The organism is Neolewinella persica DSM 23188 (genome assembly GCF_000373105.1).
Lineage (GTDB): Bacteria > Bacteroidota > Bacteroidia > Chitinophagales > Saprospiraceae > Neolewinella > Neolewinella persica.
The window spans coordinates 52,891-72,431 of the sequence record NZ_KB890436.1 but is presented as its reverse complement, the minus strand read 5'-3'; the positions used below and the strand labels follow the sequence as shown (position 1 = coordinate 72,431).

18 protein-coding genes are annotated in these 19,541 nt (G+C 52.7%); 11 read left to right on the top strand and 7 right to left on the bottom strand.

The window, feature by feature from the left end; genetic code table 11:
* Window positions 1–2 precede the first annotated feature (2 nt).
* The 3 genes from B036_RS0114945 (at window position 3) to B036_RS0114935 (ending at window position 3,502) form a co-directional block, all read left to right on the top strand.
* Complete coding sequence (locus B036_RS0114945; protein ID WP_020569539.1) at window positions 3–917, top strand: sugar phosphate isomerase/epimerase family protein; 915 nt, start codon at window positions 3–5, stop codon at window positions 915–917.
* A 255-nt stretch (window positions 918–1,172) separates the two neighbouring features.
* Complete coding sequence (locus B036_RS32165; protein ID WP_169435067.1) at window positions 1,173–2,744, top strand: sensor histidine kinase; 1,572 nt, start codon at window positions 1,173–1,175, stop codon at window positions 2,742–2,744.
* Window positions 2,745–2,755: 11 nt separating this feature from the next.
* Window positions 2,756–3,502 (top strand): LytR/AlgR family response regulator transcription factor, encoded by a 747-nt coding sequence (locus tag B036_RS0114935; RefSeq protein WP_020569537.1) that lies wholly within the window; start codon window positions 2,756–2,758, stop codon window positions 3,500–3,502.
* 661 nt (window positions 3,503–4,163) lie between these two features.
* Here the strand turns inward: B036_RS0114935 and B036_RS0114925 are convergent.
* The 4 genes from B036_RS0114925 to B036_RS0114910 form a co-directional block, all read right to left on the bottom strand.
* Window positions 4,164–7,052, bottom strand: coding sequence for a TolB family protein (locus tag B036_RS0114925; RefSeq protein WP_020569535.1), 2,889 nt, complete (start codon window positions 7,050–7,052; stop codon window positions 4,164–4,166).
* A gap of 254 nt (window positions 7,053–7,306) precedes the next feature.
* Complete coding sequence (locus B036_RS0114920) at window positions 7,307–8,137, bottom strand: hypothetical protein (protein ID WP_020569534.1); 831 nt, start codon at window positions 8,135–8,137, stop codon at window positions 7,307–7,309.
* 253 nt (window positions 8,138–8,390) lie between these two features.
* Entirely contained in the window at window positions 8,391–8,942 is a 552-nt protein-coding gene (locus B036_RS0114915) for a class I SAM-dependent methyltransferase (RefSeq protein ID WP_020569533.1), read from the bottom strand.
* Window positions 8,943–9,123: 181 nt separating this feature from the next.
* On the bottom strand, window positions 9,124–9,600 hold the full coding sequence (locus tag B036_RS0114910; protein ID WP_026232010.1) for a DUF4199 domain-containing protein: 477 nt from the start codon (window positions 9,598–9,600) through the stop codon (window positions 9,124–9,126).
* 300 nt (window positions 9,601–9,900) lie between these two features.
* Between B036_RS0114910 and der the strand changes: the two genes are divergently transcribed.
* From der to B036_RS0114890, 5 genes are all read left to right on the top strand, one after another.
* A complete protein-coding gene (gene der / locus B036_RS0114905; RefSeq protein WP_020569531.1) occupies window positions 9,901–11,202 on the top strand; it encodes a ribosome biogenesis GTPase Der in 1,302 nt (433 codons plus the stop codon).
* Between the two features lie 57 nt (window positions 11,203–11,259).
* Window positions 11,260–11,382: a hypothetical protein gene (locus B036_RS34460; protein ID WP_020569530.1), complete on the top strand. Its 123-nt coding sequence runs from the start codon at window positions 11,260–11,262 to the stop codon at window positions 11,380–11,382.
* On the top strand, window positions 11,366–11,650 hold the full coding sequence (locus B036_RS33585) for a hypothetical protein (protein ID WP_157472168.1): 285 nt from the start codon (window positions 11,366–11,368) through the stop codon (window positions 11,648–11,650). Before B036_RS34460 ends, B036_RS33585 begins: the two co-directional genes overlap by 17 nt.
* Window positions 11,587–11,838: a type II toxin-antitoxin system RelE/ParE family toxin gene (locus B036_RS34570; RefSeq protein WP_020569528.1), complete on the top strand. Its 252-nt coding sequence runs from the start codon at window positions 11,587–11,589 to the stop codon at window positions 11,836–11,838. The genes B036_RS33585 and B036_RS34570 overlap by 64 nt, the downstream gene beginning before the upstream one ends.
* 78 nt (window positions 11,839–11,916) lie before the next feature.
* Window positions 11,917–12,606: a uracil-DNA glycosylase family protein gene (locus B036_RS0114890; protein ID WP_020569527.1), complete on the top strand. Its 690-nt coding sequence runs from the start codon at window positions 11,917–11,919 to the stop codon at window positions 12,604–12,606.
* 195 nt (window positions 12,607–12,801) lie between these two features.
* On the opposite strand, the gene B036_RS0114885 is transcribed toward B036_RS0114890, so the two are convergent.
* The 3 genes from B036_RS0114885 to B036_RS0114875 form a co-directional block, all read right to left on the bottom strand.
* Window positions 12,802–13,545, bottom strand: a complete 744-nt coding sequence (locus B036_RS0114885; RefSeq protein WP_020569526.1) for a hypothetical protein — start codon at window positions 13,543–13,545, stop codon at window positions 12,802–12,804.
* Window positions 13,546–13,734: 189 nt separating this feature from the next.
* Window positions 13,735–14,994: a helix-turn-helix domain-containing protein gene (locus tag B036_RS0114880; protein ID WP_020569525.1), complete on the bottom strand. Its 1,260-nt coding sequence runs from the start codon at window positions 14,992–14,994 to the stop codon at window positions 13,735–13,737.
* 11 nt (window positions 14,995–15,005) lie between these two features.
* Window positions 15,006–15,206: a hypothetical protein gene (locus tag B036_RS0114875; RefSeq protein ID WP_020569524.1), complete on the bottom strand. Its 201-nt coding sequence runs from the start codon at window positions 15,204–15,206 to the stop codon at window positions 15,006–15,008.
* Window positions 15,207–15,549: 343 nt separating this feature from the next.
* Here B036_RS0114875 and bcp point away from each other — a divergent pair, with 343 nt between their 5' ends.
* The 3 genes from bcp (at window position 15,550) to B036_RS0114860 (ending at window position 19,500) form a co-directional block, all read left to right on the top strand.
* Window positions 15,550–16,008: a thioredoxin-dependent thiol peroxidase gene (gene bcp, locus B036_RS0114870; RefSeq protein WP_020569523.1), complete on the top strand. Its 459-nt coding sequence runs from the start codon at window positions 15,550–15,552 to the stop codon at window positions 16,006–16,008.
* Window positions 16,009–16,197: 189 nt separating this feature from the next.
* Window positions 16,198–16,860, top strand: a complete 663-nt coding sequence (locus B036_RS0114865) for a LysE family translocator (RefSeq protein ID WP_020569522.1) — start codon at window positions 16,198–16,200, stop codon at window positions 16,858–16,860.
* Window positions 16,861–16,980: 120 nt separating this feature from the next.
* Window positions 16,981–19,500, top strand: coding sequence for a M14 metallopeptidase family protein (locus B036_RS0114860; protein ID WP_020569521.1), 2,520 nt, complete (start codon window positions 16,981–16,983; stop codon window positions 19,498–19,500).
* Window positions 19,501–19,541: the final 41 nt, after the last annotated feature.

Below are 19,541 nucleotides of genomic sequence, written 5' to 3'. Positions count from 1 at the left end.
CTATGTTACTAGGTTATGTCACCGCCATCCTCCCCGAACTAACCCTCGAAGAAAACCTCTCCTTCGCCGCCCAAACTGGCTACGACTGCCTAGAGGTCATGTGCTGGCCCCCCGGCAAAGCAGAACGCAGATACGCTGGCGTCACACATATTGACATCAGCAAGCTGGATACCGAAGAAACAGACCGGATCAAGGCCTTACAGAAAAAGTACGGCGTAAGCATCAGCGCCCTTGGGTATTATCCTAATCCGCTGACGGCGGATGAAGCGGAGGCAAAAGTCTACACAGATCACCTCCTTGCCCTAATCGATGCTTCGGTAGTTTTGGGTATCAATTGCGTAACAACCTTCGTAGGGAGAGACAAGGACCAAACCATCGAAGCGCAGTGGCCACGATTTTTAGCCACCTGGCGACCGATCGTCAGTTATGCCGAAGAGCGGGGTGTACGGATCGGCATCGAGAATTGCCCGATGCGGTTCACTAAAGACGAATGGCCGGGAGGGACGAACCTGGCTGTCAGTCCGGCCATATGGGAGCAGATGTGGGCAGACATTCCCAACGCCAACTGGGGACTCAACTATGACCCCAGTCACTTTATCCTGCAGCATATGGACTATACCCTCCCCTTTCGCAACTACCCGGAACGGATGATCCACGTGCACGCAAAAGATGCCCGCATCGATATCGATAAAAGAAATCACCACGGCATTTTCAGTCATCCCAACCTTTGGCACACGCCGAAGATCCCCGGGCTGGGCGACGTGGATTGGGGCCGCTTCATCGGCTACCTCCGGGAAACCGGGTACGACGGGGCAGTTTGCGTGGAAGTGGAAGACCGGACTTTCGAAGGAGCACTTGAGCTACGAAAGGCAGCCCTGGTGCAGAGCTATTTGCATTTGTGTCAGTTTGTTAATTGAAGCCGATTATACTCCTCACGAAGTGGTTTGGGAAATTACGTGGCGCTGAGCGCCGGCAAACGCTATTGATCTCAGGTCAACTGTATCCCAAACCTTCACGGTTTGGGTATAGACTAAAGCGGTTGTTCATCAGCACTCAGCAGACGTTCATCAGCAAAATTTCATAACGTCAGGCCGGTTAGCGTCATTTGTAATAGAGTATTTCACCACAAATGACATTGACAGAAAACATCCTCGCTCGCTATGATTCAACCAATGCATAAAATCGTTAGCCGCCTGGAAGCGATCATTCTCAAAGGGCATACCTGGATCTTCATCGGCATCATCATGTTTTTCGCGCTCGTTTTAGTAACGGAGCGAGAGGAGATTGTTGGTATGGGCAATTACCTCAGCCTGGTATTTGGCCTATCCCTGATCTATGCACCAGTGCTCTGGTTTGTCTCCCTCCGCCCACAACTGAAGGAACGAATGGGGCGTTGGACCTACCGGTTGCTATGGGGCCTCATTTTCTGTGGTTATCCCTTGTTGCTTTTACCAACCGGAATAGCCCTCAACGATCTGACCATTTTCGGGCCAATTTTCCCTAACCATTATGCAGAAAACACCGAAGGGCTGCAAATGGTGGGCGGGCTGTTTTTCGCTGCGGCAACTGCGCTGTTCGTCATCTTCAACAAGAAATGGATTCCGGATTTCCGAAAATACTTCGGGCCGGCCAGTGCACCTAAGATCATCGGCTTGTTTGCCCTTTTCGCGGCTTTCATTGCCGTTGGTAACCAGCGTGGTTTTGACGATGCCGTTAGTAACACCGACGACCTCAAAACTGTGTTCGTTTTCTTAAGTTCAGTTTGGCAGACCCTAATGATCTACCTGCCTTATCTGGCGCTGTTCTATTTCCACCATCATTTTCTGTACCGGAAGCTGCTGGCTACCCGTGGCATCGGCTACTACCTGTTGGGCGTAGGCGCAACGATCCTCGTCTACGCACCAATCCACGCAGCCTACGCGCTGATCTTTCCGATTACAGCAGAATGGGGAATGCACACCGCCGGGTTCGTCGGCGGGGTTATGGGTCCCGAAAACCACGCACTAGCAGCAGGTTTCATGATCATGTCGCTACCGGTTATTCTTCTCCTGGAATGGTTTCGTAAAACCCGAACGATCACCCTGCTCGAAAAAGAAAAGACCGCCACCGAACTTGATCTCCTCAAGCAGCAGGTCAACCCACACTTTTTCTTCAATACCCTCAACAACCTCTACGCGTTAAGCCTGCGACAGGCACCGGAAACACCAGAGACCGTCCTTCAACTCTCCGAGTTGATGCGATACGTGATTTATAAAGCCAAAGATGAAAGGGTTCAGCTGCAGGAAGAAGTAAAGTACTTGCAGGACTACCTCGACCTGCAGCGCATCCGGCTTTATCAGGATGCGGACATCGACCTTACCGTCAACCTCAGCAATCCTGAATTGGCCGTTCCTCCTTTACTGTTTATTATTCTCGTGGAAAACGCGTTCAAACACGGCATCGAGCCATCCGTAGGGGAGTGTTTTTTACAGATGGAACTCACGGAAAAGAATGGCCACATAAGCTTTGTTTGCCACAACTCACTGGACCCCGCCATGAAGAAAAAAGTACGCCCCGGAGGGGTCGGCTTGCAGAACCTGCAAAGAAGGTTGGAGCTGCTTTATCCCGACCGTTTTGAAATCGTCGTTGACGCAAGGGCCGAAGATTATCGGGTAATGCTTAATTTGTGGGAGGCTGCTCCAATGTCCAAACCTGCTCTGGCCCTGGAAGAGCTCGTCCCTGAATTCAACGAACATATCCTTTAATAAAGCTTCTCTTGGCCGTTTCCGCTACTAATATTTCCGCACTGATCATCGATGATGAGCCTTTGGCGCATCAGATCATCCAGACTTATGCCAGGAACCTTGACTTTCTGGACATTGTCGGGAGTTGCCACCGGGCAACGGAAGCGTACGCACTACTGGAAAAACAACGTGTCGACCTGATTTTTCTCGACATCAACATGCCCGAACTTATGGGCCTGGATTTCCTGCGGACCCTTACCCACCAACCCCGGGTCATTATCACCTCCGCCTTCGAGGAATACGCCATCGAAAGCTTCGAACTTCAGGTGAGCGACTACTTATTAAAGCCCTTCCGGTTCGCACGATTTTTAAGAGCGGTCAACAAAGTGCGGGGAGAATTAGGCGCGGACGCAGGTGCAACATCCGGGACAACGCAGCAAGGAACAGATAAGAGCACTGGTGACGAAAATTACCTCTTCATTAAAGTTGATCGCCAGTATCGTCGCGTAGAACTGGCCGACATCCTTTACCTCGAGAGCTACGGCAATTACGTCAAAGTCTGGACCGGACCGGAATTCCTGCTCACCACCCGCACCCTCCACAGCCTGATCCAGGAGTTACCCGCTGAGGATTTCATAAAGATTCACAAGAGCTTCGTCGTCCAAAAATCCAACGTAGACTACCTGGAAGGGAACCAGCTGGTCATGAAGAACGGCCAAGCGTTGCCGGTGGGCAAGATGCAGCGGGAGGTGGTTGGTGCCTGGGTTAAGGGGGAGTAAAATCCTCATCTACACTTAGACAGATCGAACTCAGAACGTTCTGCCTCTACAATTACATCATTCTGTAGAAGTACGCTACTTACTTTGATGCCTCTATCGTAGGTTGTTATGATGTTATTATATCTCTCATGTCCGACAACTAGGGTGCGAATCCAACCAGTAACCACCAGAATATTTCCATTTTCCAACATTAGAGAACTGTTGTGCTGCCTCGTCCCACCAAGGTCATGATACTTTGGGAATATTACTTTCTGGCTACATATGGTAACTTCTATGTTGAAAGTTCCTTCCCGATTCTTCACCTTGTAGCCTGTCAAATCAAATTCCTCGTAGTGAAAGTCCGCGTCAATTCTATCATACACCGGAAGCATAAGAAAATCGGTACTCTGCTTTTCCAAGACTTCCAGACTTAAAGAATCATAGTTGTATCGCTGGCTCAAAACAGGTAGGCTGCAGAGCATTAAAACCAGGATGAGACACGAATTTTTCATAGTTACTTCACGAGATTAAGTTGGTAATTCGATCAGACACATCGGATGAACTTCCATCCGGCTACGCCAGGCTGGAAGATGCATCCGATGAGCGGACCGGGCAGCAGTGCAGCGACCGCCCCCTTCCCCTTTGCTCCCTTAACCCCTTCCCCGGCACCCGCGTCCCCGCCCTAAAACCCGCCCGAAACCAACACCCGAAATTCCACTTCTTGCTCAATGCCCACCTTCCCGGCATCCAGCAAATAGGCTGCTTCCACCCCGATGGTGATGTCCTGCGCATTCAGCCATCGGTTATCGAAGAAGACCTGTCCGCCGACAGAACTCAACGACTGTGTGAAGTTAAACTGATCCACCGTCCGGCGGCTATAGTCATAAAAGGCATTCAGCCGGACGCGCTTGAAATAAGTGATTCCCGCAATGCCGAAATCAGGATAAGCCACCGGTAGCTGGTAGTTCACCCCCAGTCGGGTGATCTGGTCGCTGAGCACCGCACCATAGCCCCGGGCATAGAAGAACTGATCGGGATACTGGTAATTATTGCCCGTGTTCTCCGCCTGGAAATCAGCATCCAACCGCAGGCCGTGCGTGGACAACAGGCCCGGTAAATAGAAAGAGCTTCGCCATAAAAACCGGTTACCGATGTCTTCTCCCAACCCCTGATCGTAGGCCAGCGAAAAGGACAACCCTAAACGAGACTGCACCTGCCGGAAAGCCAGGCGGCGCAAGACAGCCCCCCGAAGCCGGAAGCCCACCTCACCAAAAGTATCCGGCAGCAGGTCTTCCTCTTTATTGGTAAGTTTATTCCAGGTGTAGGAAATTCCCGGCACCAATTCCGATTGGTAATCTCCATTGACCCATTGCCAGGGAATGGAGCCTCCGATGCTCGCACGAAGCTGGTTAAACCGAAAAATGTTAAACAAAACGGTGTCCGTACGCGGCTGCAAAGCGGCATAGGACCTGCCACGGGTATTGAGATTAAGCCCCAAAACCGGGTAAAACCCACCATAATCGATGCTCACGCCGCTGGTAGTTCGTTCTTCATTAATGTTATACTCCGTATTTGCTTCGATCTGGACGGTATTGAGCGCATTGCGTGCCTGCACCGTTACGCCAGGGGCCAGGTAACTGCCGTTAAACGACCAGCTGTGCAGATGAATCCCGCCTAATTTGTCATTAAAATTGACCGTTGGATACGACCTGGTCTTCACCTTACCCGGCAAATCGTAGGCTTCGGCGGCAAAGGCCGCCGGTCGTTCAAAAATGGACGGCCCGGCCGGCAGCATACCGCCCGGCAGACCTGCGAAAAGACCTGCGTCCATCTTTTCAGCTGGCAAACTCATCCGCCGCAGGCGCTGCCCCAGCGGGGTGGCTTCCGTGTAGAATAAGTCTCCGGAGTCCGACAAGTACGGCAGCTGCGCACCAATACCAACGTTGGTCAGCTGGCGGGTAACGCCCGTTTCCGGATCCAACTGGTAGACGTTGTTGATGCCATCACGTCCACTGGTAAAAACCAATTTCCCCTCAGCCGTAACTTGTAAATAATCCAGTGATTCGGCCGCACGCTCCCGGATGGTGGTAATCTTTTTTGAGGCGAGCTCTAAAGCATTAATCGCAATACCTCCGTAGCTCCGATCGTAGAAATAGACCGTTTTCCCGTCTGGCGAGAACCGTGGAAAGGAGATGGCCTGGGTACTCTGGGGGTAACGGCTCAGTACGCTGCCGGTACTGGATTCCAACAAAACAATCGCAGGTGAGCCGGCCAGAGGATCCTGCTCAACGGCAACAATCTGGCGGCGGTCAAAACTGAGTGCGGGAGAAAAATATTTCCCCTTATCCGTCAACTGCCGCTTACGGCCATTCCTCAGTTCATAAAGGATGATGTCGGAATAACGCAGGTTGGTATAGCGGGAATGCTGTCGGTTTTCCATCCAGACGGCCAGGTCGTCGCGGACAAAAAGGTAGGGCTCCCGCTGGATTCCAACGGCGGTGAGTACCCGGTCTCTTGCTCCGGAGGGTGAAACGGACACCAGGGCCGGGGTTACGTCGTAGCCCGAACGAAGGGCTAATGGCCTGCCGTCGCCGCCGGGGAAGGGAAAGCGGTAGTTGGTGATCCTTGTATCGGCGTAGCCAAAAGGGGTGCCTTCAACCAGGGCAGGTCGGGCGGCGAGGGCACTGTCTTGCAGGGCGGCGAGGTCCGCCATCGTTGCCTCATATAATTCTTTGGTCGAGTAACCGGTCTTCTTTTTCAACGCCCGGCTGAAGGGGTAGATCAGGCCTTTGTAGCTGGCCCCGTCGTGCAGCACCGAGCGCCAGACGTCGTTGCCGAAACGTTCCCGTGCGTAGGTAAGCATACCATAGCCGTAGCGATAGTGATCGGGCACGAGGCTGCGGAAACTGCCGTTGCGGGCTTTGGCGTAGGGGTAATTGATGCCTTCGTTCAACAGGCTGCGCAGGGTATTGCTGAAGGCTGGCGTGCGACCACGGCCCAGGCGCGTCAGCGCCGTTTCGTAGATCACCGCATCGCCCTCACTGAACCAGTTGGGTGTGGAAATACCTGACATGACCGCCCAGCCGTATTGTCCCTGTAGGTAAGAGGCCAGCTTGGTGATCCCCCGCCGTTCATTGCTGTTTTGCTGTACGTGCCGGAATTCGTGAATCGTCAGCAGGTCCACCCAATCGTTTCCACTCAACAGGTTCATTTGCTGGGGAGGGGTCACATAGAACTCGGAGACGAAGGGGCCAAGACCAACATAGCCGTTTACCTCCGTATTTGGTGTCTGCAGGACAAGGTCAAACATGAAATGCTTTTCTCCGATGCTGCGGGTGTGGTCCGCGCGTAGCTCGTCGACCATTGAAGCAACCCGGTTGGCCCGGCTTTCATAGCCTTTAGGGAATATGATTCGGACGTTGGGCGTGACTAACTGCTGATAATCGACGGAGGGGGGATGCAGACCTATCTGTGCGTTAAGCCCGGGAGAGAGCAGCAAGAAGAGCAGAATAATCAGGGCGAGGCCGCGGGTGCAGTAGCAGGTTTTGAGAAGCAGGGGGGTGACGGACATACGGGAAGCTTGGCTTTAGCCCGAAAGATAGGAGTTAGTATTCAGGAGTTTGTATTCAGGAATCAGGGGTCAGCATTCAGGTTTTAGCTATCAGTGTGCAGTTTTCGGAACATAGGCTTCAGAGATCAGTAGTCAGCGGTGCACCACAGCATAAGTGCCTTCACCTACGATTGAGGCCCGGTAATACGCAGCCTTTCCCTCCGGTCAAAGAACAGAGCTAATATTGAAATAACCTGAGTCCTGAATACTTAGCGCTAAACCACCGCCGCAATCGCTGCCTTCAGCCGATCCTCATTATCTTCAAGGCTGGCCAGCCAGCTGTCCGTTACCGGATGATAACGAAATGAATTTAAGGCTTCAGCTAAGGCCACGCGTCTTTCCATCGGAAGGTCGCCGATCAGTTCGTAGACGTTGTTGAGCAGCCGTACCGGGGCTTTATTTGTTTCGAAGAGGCGAAAGGCGATCTTGCCGGTAAGTTCAAGATAATCCATCCAGCTATTTGCCGGGTTGCCGGTTCTCAGGCCAAGTTTATTGGCTACCCGATTGAAGGCGCCCTGGGTCTGGGGGCCATAGAGACCATCCACTACGACTTCTTCCTGATAGAGGTAAGACAGGGTTGCTTGCAGGTACAACATTTTGGAACGGGAGTTCTTCGAAAAGGCCACACCGACGCTGTTATCTATATGCCAGTGGTCCTTATGCTGGTCATTGTAAACGTAATTGAGGACAATACCGAAATGCCGCCGAAGGAAGGATTCCATCCCGAGGTACAATTCGAAATCGATCATAAAATTCGACGTCATCATCGTATAATCACCCCAGAAGGCACCGTCGAAATCAAAGGCCGTTCCGTGACGGTGCTGGCTACCTGCCCGGTTAACAAAAACGCCAGCGGTGGTGATCACTTCGGGTTTGCCGAGTGGACAATGGCTGAACATTTCTTTGAAGCACTTTTCAAGTGACTTACAGAAGTTTTTTTCAAAGGAGAACTTCGTTTTTTTTCCTCTGGTGCCGTATGGGTGGGCCAGGGTACGGGCGTAGTGTAAGTCAATGCCGTTGATCCTGTCTTTTCGGGTAAATGCCATGGGTGGGTTGTGTTTTTCTATGTGTTTTATTGAACCGAATAGTCGGGATAATATTATTCAATGTTTTGCCCCAAAAGTAAATTTATGCGCGGTGGGTATTTGTGAGTACCTCCAGCAAGTTATTGGTAAAGCCCCTGGACTCGAAAAACGGACTTTTCCATTGTTGCTTTTCCGTCGGACAAGCGGTTCGGCCGTCCTTTAAACATGCGCAGTTGAAGCCGGACCAAAGTTTGCCTGACGGCTAATGCTAAAGCTACTTATTACAGTACAAAACCCAGGCCGGCGGCAAGTTTTTCCATACCCTGGTGGTCTCGACCTTTCCGAAGGCTTCCTCGTAGTACCCTTTAGTCTTCAAACTATAATGTACCTGATTGTAACAGCCACCGGAACGGAGATTGTCTTTTGCTGCTTTGACAATAGCTCTCCCCAGGTCTTTGGGCAGGGCTGCGAAGGGGATGGCCGAGACGATGTGGTCCGCCTTGTCAGCACCTATTCTATCCAACCATTCCCGGATATTCTCTGCACTGTCTTGCGCGACCACCAGGCGTGGGTCACCAATGGCCCGCATGTCGTCACATAGTTCAGGGCTCACCTCGAAGGCGATCACTTTACCATCAGGGTGTAACCGCTTAAGGATGTGTTCGGTGATGACCCCATCACCGGCCCCTAGTTCAACGATGGTTCTGGCGGTAGAAAAATCAATCCGGTCAAGGGCTGCGAGGCAAAGGGCGGTACTGCTCCGGGTCAGCGTACCAGTGGTTCGGAGGTTACGTAGACCTTCCAGGAGAAAAGTAAAAGTAGACAAGGTGGGAGGGGTTATGTTGTCGTGGAGGGAGATGAATAAATTGCTCCCCTATGGAGTTGGTAAGATAACAAAACCTTTGAGCTTAGCGTGTCAGAATTTGCAATCGCTGTGGCCGACACCTTCGACGGTAGGATGTCAAACGGGTGAAACATCAGAATCTTAATACGCTACCCCGAAGCCCCTACTTCTTCCGCACGAACAAGGCGATGATGGCCGCTGAAATCAGCCCCATCACGATGGAGCCGAAGAAACTCATGATAATGAAGCTCTTCATGTTAAAGAAAGCCTCAGCATCCGCCTGGGTAGTTTGGCCGGAACTAACGCCGTATTCAATGGCGTTCGCGAAGTAATCGGGTGAAATAACGGCTGAGATCAACCACTGGGTCAAAGGCGTAAGTAAAGCGACAACGGCGGTGATGATCGCACCAGCCTTGAAGCCCTCGGCCCAGGTCATCTTACCGCCGAAGAAGTTTTCTCTTTTATCCCTAAGGGCCAGCCAGTAGATGGTCAGGGCGGGCACCATCACGGCGTTCGTCCATATGGCGTGTTGGGCAATGCGCGCTCCGTGAAGGCCGGCCAAACGCTCACCAATCATCCAGAGCAGCATCATGCCGGTGAAGATGAGGCCCCATTTGATTTCTAAGCTGAAGTTTTTCATGGTGTTGTTTGATTGGTGGTTGAATGCGTACGCATTCAATTGTTTGAATAAAGGTTTACCATGCACTAAGATCCTAAAGATAGTGTTTAAATTAAAAACAAACAAATAGTTTATAATTGCATTTATATGTTGGCTGCGCCGATTGTAGCCAAGCGCCTCCGCCTTGCCATTAAAACCTGTTCTTGCACCTGCGATCGCGCCCTACTCTGGGGACCAGCAACTAAAAACCAACCCATTAGTTACTAGCTCCCAGTTCCTAGATTTGCGCCGTATCTTTGCGCCCCTTAACTAGTTACCATCATGGATATTGTTGCCATCGTCGGCCGGCCGAACGTCGGAAAATCAACCCTGTTTAATCGCCTCATTGGCGAAAAGCAGAGCATTGTCGATGACCAGAGTGGCGTAACGCGCGACCGGCAGTACGGCACCAGCAACTGGAACGGAAAAGAATTCGCGGTGGTTGACACCGGCGGGTTTGTCCGCAACAGCGATGACGTCTTCGAGGCCGCGATCCGCGACCAGGTGGAGATTGCCATTGACGAAGCCCACGTAATCATTTTCATGGTTGACGTGGCCACCGGACTTACCGACCTCGACGAACAGGTGGCCAGAATGCTGCGCAAGACCAAAAAGACCGTTTTCCTGGTAGTCAACAAAGTCGACAATCACAGCCGCCTGCTGGAAGCCAACGAGTTCTGGAGCCTCGGCTTTGAGCACACCTACTTCCTCAGTTCGGTCACCGGCTCCGGTACCGGCGAGCTGCTGGATGCCCTGGTGGAGTTCGTCGAAAACCGGGAAGAGGAAGTGACGACCATTCCGCAGATCACCATCGTAGGTCAACCGAACGCTGGCAAGTCCAGCTTCATCAATGCACTACTCGGCGAGGAACGGAACATCGTTACCGATGTGGCTGGCACCACCCGCGACAGCATCAACAGCTACTACAATAAATTCGACAGGGAATTCAACCTGATCGATACCGCCGGTATCCGTAAGAAAGCTAAGGTCTACGAAAATCTCGAGTTTTACTCCGTAATGCGGGCCATCAAGGCCATCGAAAAATCGGACGTAGTTGTGCTGATGATCGACGCTACCGACGGCGTAGAAAGCCAGGATCTCGCCATCTTCCGCATCGCCCAGAAGCGTAATAAAGGCATCGTGATCGCCGTCAATAAGTGGGACCTGATCGAAAATAAAGAGACGAATACGGCACGCGATTTCGAACAGACGGTTCGGGAGAAATTTGCGCCGTTCAACGATCTCCCCGTCATCTTCATGAGTGTGCTTGAGAAGCAACGTATCATGAAGGTTGTTGACGCCACCATGCAGGTCTACGAAAACAGAAACCGCCGCATCCCAACGAGCCAGCTCAATGACGTGATGCAAAAGTCGATGCAGCGCTACGCGCCGCCCAGCTACCGGGGCCGGGAGATCAGCATCAAGTACGTTACCCAACTACCCATTGCCTACCCCGCTTTCGCCTTTTACTGCAACCACCCGCAGCATATCAAGGATCCGTACAAGCACTACCTGGAGAACCAGATTCGCCAGCATTTTGACTTTACGGGGGTGCCGATCTCAATTTTCTTTAGAAAAAAGTAGCAGCAACTGAATTTATATTGCAAGCGTTATCTTTAGACAAGACAAAAGCTTCTGCTTATGATCGCTGAAAAAACCGCTGGCATCTTAAAAAGAGTTCGCCTTATTAAAGGCGAAGCCATTCTTGATGCTTATCTGCAAGCACAGGAGCTGACGGAGCAATCAGTTGGAATTCCTAAATAATCCACTTGATCATCATACAGCTGAAGACATTGCTGGTTTTGAATTAAAGGGTGATTTTCCTGGTTATGATTTTGATGGCACTCCACGATACGGAGGTGGAGAGGCCGAAAAAGCGGATCGTGCGATAGAAGGGATACTCAATGGTGATGTAAAAGCCATTACTCTTGAAGAAGATAAGGAAAAAATGGAAGCAAAATTTGAAGCATGGCGGCAACGTACCAAACAAGCTACACCCCTGACGCCCAAGCTCAGATTGACGAGATTTTAGATTATTACCTTGAAAAGCATTCTTTAGATTTAGCCATTGCTATTCAAAATGTATTTTTGGATGCGCTGAAAAAAGCGGCAAAGATGCCCACAGCATATCCCCTGGATGGCAAATTTATTAGCAAATCAGGAAGAGAGTACCGTCGCATCATAGCGAAGAATTACACTCTAATTTATGGCATCATTTAAATCATTGGAACGATAACCGTAGTTCGGATATACCACATAAAAATCGCCCCCCCTTTTCTTTGAAGAATATCTCCCCTGATGAGCATGACCTTCGCCCAAAACGTCCTAAACTACCACTTCCAAACCCTTAGCCCCAATTGGAAGCTTCCCAAAGGTGTAGACCTGATCTACCCCTTCGATGGAGAGGATACCCAGGCCTGCATGACGGCCTTCTACGAAAAATACTTTGACGATAACCGCGAACGCATCTTTGTGGCGGGTATCAACCCCGGTCGTTTCGGTGCCGGCGTCACCGGCGTGCCGTTTACCGGACCTAAGATGCTGCGGGAGGTCTGCGGTATTGAGCACCCGTTCACCTCCCGTCCGGAATTGAGCGCAGATTTCATCTACCGGTGGATCAACGTCATGGGTGGTCCCGAAGCTTTTTACCAGGACTTTTACATTACCTCCGCCTGTCCGCTGGGCTTTACCAAGAACGGAAAGAACTACAACTATTACGACGACAAAAAACTCGAGAAGGCCATTCGTCCCCGCATCATCGAAAACTTTGAGACACAGCTGGCCTTCGGCAGTCGCAGAGATTTCTTACTCTGCCTGGGGGAAGGCAAGAACTACAAATTCCTAAAAGCCCTCAACGAGGAACAGGGATGGTTCGGGGAAGTCATTCCCCTCTCCCATCCCAGGTTCGTGATGCAGTACAAACGGAAGAGTTTGGAGGTGTACCTGGACGATTACGCTGCTAAGAGCCTTCGGGCGCTGGGGGAGTGAATGGGGAAGGAAAGAATGGGCTGCCACAGGTTCCCTTCGCTGCGCTTTACTTACTCACCTAAGTGAGTTGGAGGGTCACTGAGTAGCTACCGCTGTTCCCATTCGCAGTGCTGCGCTTACTCACCTTAGGCGAATGAGCACAGCAAAGTGAGTAGTACTTGCGGCAGCTACTTAGTAAATCACTCACTCACGAACTTACTTTCCCACACGTACGCCACGCACCGGCTTGTCCATCTTAACTTTCACCTTTGTCGGTTTTTCAGAGGTGTTGATGAGATAGAGGTCCTCGTTGGGACGGACGTTGACCGTCTCGCGGCCCATTTTCCCCAGGCCAAAGCCCTGCATTTGCTTTCCGGTCTTCTTATCGCGGCCCGCAACGTCGATCTGCGCGCCAGCATTTCGAATGGTTACGCTGTAGTTCATGCTGCTGTTCTCCCCGATGATGAGGGCCTGTCCGGGCAGCAGGGTAACGCTGGCGGATGTTTCTCCGGTGGCATCATCCGCTTCCGTAGTGGTGGCAGATGTGGGCGCGGTCGCAGGTGCAGGGCGAGGGATGAAAACACGGTTGGACTTGCCGTTTGAAGCGGGATCAATGTAACGCATTCCCTGGCTCCCCTTTACGGGAGACTTAACCTTCACCAATGCCTTTTGGTCGCCTTCGTTTTTGAGGTGTACCTCCTGGCCATCGGCAATGGTTAAGGACTTGCGGTCTCCGACGGGGAGATCAACTGTGGAGACGGCCTTACCACTTTGTTGATCCACGATCATCGCAGTTACCGCCTGGCTACCTTCATTACGCAGGGTTGCGCGGTAGCCGTCAGTACGGTACTCGCCGAGCACGAAGGTTTGTCCGGCGGGGATGTTTACGCCCGATGTGCCCTGGGCACATGCCGTAAGGGCGAAGAAAGGAAGAAGTAGGAAAGAAATAATGAAACGCATATCGTTATTGATTTGGTGAGCCACAAAGGAGCGGGAAAACGCTGCGCTGTGCGCTTCAAATCAGTATTTGGGACGTCCCGAATTGTGATCTGGGACGTCTTGCTGCGCCTAATAGTCCGTCAAACCTGAATCTACGGCTGACCGCAATGTCTATCTCCATTGCCAGCATCCTACTTTCGCTACGGCTGCTTAACGCTCACTCTCCTCCACCGCAGCCTTAGGGCTCTTGCCGTAATGCTTCCGGAATGCCCGGTTAAAGGTTGATTTGGAGTTGAAGCCCGAGTCCAGGGCCAAAGAAAGTAGGGTATGGCGATGGTGCTCTCCGGCCCTGACCCTTTCGAGGAACGCCGCGCAGCGGCGCGCGTTGATGAAGTCGTTGAAGTTTTGTTGGTAGCTGGTATTGATCACCCGGCTGAGTACGGAGGCGTTAGTGCCAAGTTCCTTCGCCAGATCACCCAGTTTAAGCTCCGGATTGAGGTGGGCGGGGTATTCTTCCAGGTAGTGATTTAGCTTTTCCGACCAGGCGATGTCCTCTGCGGAGGTGTCTGGCGGACTGGAAACTTGAGCGGAGGCAGGCGCGGCGGCCATTGCTTTAGGTACCCTTCCTTGCTCCTTTTGTTCCCTCATTGCACCTGCGGCCGCGCCCTGAAACCGTAAAGATCGCGTAAGCCGTGTATCAACGGCATAAAATTGTACCCCGGCAAAAAGTAGCAGCACCGACATGGTAAAATAACTGAACCAGGCATCGGTGTAGTCAGCTTGTGTGGAAAAAAGGTTAATGGCTTCAATAAATATGGTAAGTGAAACCCCCAGAAGTAACAGGCCGAGCAGGTAGCCGTGCCCGGAAAGCGTGAGCTGGTCCGTATTGGAAAACTCCTCCTCAAGGTAACGACGGTACCGGCGGTAATCCCGTACCGTAAACAGCAGATAAACGATGAGGGCCAGCCGGATGAAGGCAAAAACAAGTTCTCCCGGGTAGCCGCCGTGGACGTGTACCCAATCCATCGCCGGGCCGCGGGTATCACCGAAAAAAGTAAATGCTTCCCCATTGAGCAGCCGCACGACCACCCAGTCGTAAAAGGTAATACTCAGATGAGGCAGCACCAATAACAGCCACGGAAGAAAATGTAGCCAGTAGCTGCGTTGCCACTGAAAATCAGTATTCGTCACCGCCCGAAAGTAAAGCCAGCAAAGCGGCCCGAAAGCGATCAGGTGGTCCCACTGAACGTAGAACATAATGGTCGTTCGCCAATCCCTTTGATTGTACCACCCGGCAAAACCCAGCATCCATTGCGTGACGTAAAGCACCCCGACGACGAGAATGCATCCAGCCAGGAAGTCACTCCACCTTTCCTCCCGCCACGCCCGCACAAACAACAAGGCAGTATGTAGCAGCGCGGGGATGACCCCGATCAGCAAAAGGCTGGAATATTGGTTGAAATCAAACATTGAAGGCTGGCCTACTTAACGGCAAAACGGTGCCGAAAAACCAGGTAAATAATTGGGCCAAAGAGCGGAATCAGCAACACCGCAAATAAGATACTGTTACTCAACCCCGCTTGCGCACGAGCAGTAATGGTTTTCCGGGCGATGCGCAGAATGGGCCAGTAAATGGCAACCGCAACGGCCAGGATCAGGAAAAACACGAATTTCTGCTGCATGGTAGATCTTATAAAGAGATGACCCCGCAAAGATAACGGGTATAGGCCGATCCCGGAGGGATCAAACCGATTTAACCCCGGATGGAGAAACCAGCGAAGCTGGGAACGTAATCCGGGGAAAGTCCCACCCGATCCCGGAGGGATCAAACCGCTTTAACCCCGGATGGAGAAACCAGCGCAACTGAGAACGTAATCCGGGGAAAGTCCCACCCGATCCCGGAGGGATCAAACCGCTTTAACCCCGGATGGAGAAACCAGCGAAGCTGGGAACGTAATCCGGGGAAAGTCCCACCCTAAAGTCCCCCTGTCGCAAACCACATCCCCCCTTCCGCGTTTCAACCATATGACACAACTAAAAGCAGGCGACAACGCCCCCGACTTTACCGGCACGCTCCACGACGGCAGCACCGTATCCCTGGCCGACTACGCCGGTAAAAAACTGATCATCTTCTTCTACCCCAAAGACGACACACCCGGCTGCACCGCAGCCGCCTGTTCGCTCCGGGACAGCTTCGGCGAGCTCCAGGCCAAAGGCTACGAACTCCTCGGCGTCAGCCCCGATAAGCCGGCAAAGCACCAGAAATTTATCGACAAGCACGACCTCCCAATGCCACTGCTCGCCGATGAAGAACATAAAATGATGGACGCCTACGGCACCTGGGGGCCAAAAAAATTCATGGGCAGGGAGTATGATGGTGTGCTGCGCACGACCTTTGTCATCGATGAGAACGGAAAAATTGACCGTTTGTACACCAAAGTAAAGACGAAGGTGCACGCAGAACAAATTCTCGACGACGAATAGATAAACAACGGTCTTAAGTAGATTGATAGAAGCACTGTGTGCTCGGTAGGTTAGTAAAGCTAAGTACGTGGCTGCTCGCTTCGCTCGTCCGGATTAGCTAATGCTCATATAGCTTCCTCTCGCAGTGGCCCGATAAATCAATCCTACTACCAATCTATAAACTTAAGGAACAAGCGCAGCGAGCAAGCCGTGCAGCAGCCGATCAATCTACCAGCTATCAACCTGTCAATCTATTTATTCGAAGGCATTCGCGCCGGTCTGCTCCTTGCATTCCTGGTCGGCCCACTGATGGTACTCCTCCTGCAGCTCAGTCTGCGGCGGGGTACCCTCGCGGCCTTTTTTGCGGCCGGAGGAATATGGCTGAGTGATCTGCTGTTCGTCTTGGCAACGCACTATGGTATTGGTTCGCTGGATGAACTGATCAGCGATCCTTCATTTCGTATGATCATCGGAGGCATCGGTAGTTTCATTCTGTTGGCCACCGCGGTTTTTACTTGGTTTCGTGATCCGCCTGATTTGGACATGGAGCGGGAATTACCGCGTAAACGAGGACTGTTTGCGGCCTTCCTGCAGGGCTTCGCCATCAACACTTTTAATCCGTTCACGATAGGTTTCTGGACGTTGTTCACCGTCTCCCAGGTGCATGATCGTCACTTGGACACTTCCGCTGCCTGGGCTATTTATGCCGGTATTCTTGGCACCATTATTCTTACCGACACCATCAAAGTACTCGCAGCCAGAAAGGTCCGGGACTTCCTGCAACCTAAGGTCATCCGGCGGGTACAAAGACTGGGGGCCATCGCCTTAGCGGTGTTTGGTGTAGCCCTGGGGCTGCGTGTCTGGCTGGCATAGTTTGGGCGCGGTCGCAGGTGCAGTATGAGGGGGAAGGAGCAAAGTGCTAAGGTGCTCTCCCTCTACAACACCTCTTTTCCGTAGCTTTATCCCTTTCAAATTCAGCAACACTATACTGGCATGCGCGGACTATTATTCTCCCTTACCCTCTTTCTAAGCTTCAACGTAATCGGCCAGGTCGTCCCACCCAGCGAATTCCTGCCACACGACCTCGGTGAAACCTTCACCCCGCACCACTTGCTGGTTGGCTATTACCAGCAGATCGCGGAGGCCAGTCCACGGGTAAAACTCGAGGAATACGGCCGGACCAATGAAGCGCGGCCGCTGCTGCTGGCCTACGTCAGCACCCCCGAGAACATTGCCCGACTAGAGGCTATTCGGGAAAACAACCTGCGCCTTACCGGTCTGCTGCCAGGAGACCCTGACCCGGCACTTGGAGACATTGCCATCGTCTGGATGTCGTACAGCGTCCACGGCAATGAAGCCGCTGGCTCCGAGGCCAGCATGGGCGTACTCTACGATCTTGTCAACACCAGGCACCCACAAACGGGCGACTGGCTAAAAAACACCATCGTCATTCTTGATCCCAGCATCAACCCGGATGGCTACAACCGCTACACCAATTGGTATCGCCAAACGGCGACCCTCGGCCTCGACCCTAACCCCAGCACGCGGGAACACCAGGAGCCATGGCCCGGTGGTCGGGTCAACCACTACCTCTTCGACCTCAACCGCGACTGGGCCTGGCAAACTCAGGTCGAAAGCCAGCAACGAATGGTAAAATACAAGCAGTGGATGCCCCACATCCATGCTGACCTCCATGAGCAGGGTTATACCAGTCCGTATTACTTTGCACCTGCGGCCGCGCCCTTCCACGAATACATCACTGACTGGCAAGGAGAGTTCCAGACCGAGATAGGTAAAAACCACGCCCGCTACTTCGACCGGGAAGGCTGGCTATACTTCACCCGCGAGCGCTTTGACCTCCTCTACCCCAGCTACGGCGATACCTGGCCCACCTTTAACGGAGCCATCGGGATGACCTACGAGCAGGGTGGCCACAGCCGCGCCGGCCGCGCTATCGATCTGCCCAATGGCGATACGCTGACCCTCGCCGACCGCGTCGCGCACCACCGGACCACCTCCCTGAGCACCGTCGAAATCGCCAGCAAAGAGAGCGATCGCCTGTTGGAAAACTTCCGCGCCTATTTCAAACAGGCGACCACCAAGCCACAGGGTAAATACCTCACCTACGTAGTAAGTGGCAACACCCCGCGCGGAAAAATGCGAAACCTGCTGACATTGCTTGACCGCAACGGTATTGCCTACAGCCGGGCCGCAGGCACGACTGGCAGCACCACCTACGATTACCAGGAAGCCCGTTCCATCGCCGGCGGTGCCGAGCCTGGAGACCTGATCATCAGTGCCTTTCAGCCACGTTCCGTGCTGGCCCAAACCCTGTTTGACCCAGATGCCGTTGTCGAAGACTCCGTTACTTACGACATCACCGCCTGGTCCGTCCCACTCGCCTACGGCCTTGATGCCCAGGCCAGCCAACAACGATTCGACGTAAAGACCGAACCTTTTACCCTGCCAGCTTACAACGATCCATTTGCAGGTAAAGACCTCGCCAAAGCTTACGCCTACGTAGTCCCATGGACCGACCTTTCCAGCGCCGCCTTCCTCGGCGATCTGTTCAGCGCCGGCGTAAACGCCCGGACGGCTACCGGTGATTTCCAGTTCGGCGACCAAACCTTCCAGGCCGGTGCCATTGTCATCAATAAAGGAGACAACCGAAAGACGGAGAACTTTACCGCTACCGTACGCAAGCTGGTGAACAAACACGAAGTGCCACTGTCCATTTTGGAAACGGGCTTTAGTGTGTCGGGCGGCGACCTGGGCAGCGGCGCCTACAGCCTGAAGAAAGCACCAAGAGTTGCCATCGTGAGCGGAGATGATGTCAACCCCAACCAGTTTGGCCAAGTATGGTATTACTTCGAGCAGGACCTAAAATACCCGATTAGCATCTTCAATGCCGAAGACCTCGGCGACGTTGCCGCCGGCGACTACGATGTACTGATTTTTCCGAGCGGCCGGTACGATCTCAGCAGCGCAGCTGAAACACTTACCGATTGGGTCCGTGCTGGCGGAAAGATCATCGCCATTGGCAGTGCCAACCGCAGCCTCAGCCGTCTTGATGGCTTCGACCTGAAGCAGAAGGATACTGACGATGCGGAAGACGATGACGATGATGCTCCGGATCCCCGTTTGCTGCCGCACGGCGGCTCGGAGCGCCGCTTCATCTCCGGTTTTAACCCTGGCGCCATTGTCGGCGTGGAGATGGACGCGACCTACCCTCTCAGCTTCGGTATAGGTGAACACTACCACAGCCTGAAAACGGGTAGTGATACCTATGACTATCTGGAGTCAGGCGTCAATGCCGGTCGCATTCGTACCGAGCCGTTTGTCGCCGGCTTCATCGGCAGCAAGGCAAAAAAAGAAATAGAGGAGACCCTGGTCTTCGGCGTCCAAAGCATGGGCCGGGGGCAGGTGGTTTACCTGATCGATAACCCACTGTACCGGGGTTTCTGGGAGCAAGGAAAATTGCTGTTTGGGAATGCTGTTTTTCAGGTAGACTAGAAACGTGAATCAAGAGCTAAAGTGAGTCTTTTTACTTTACA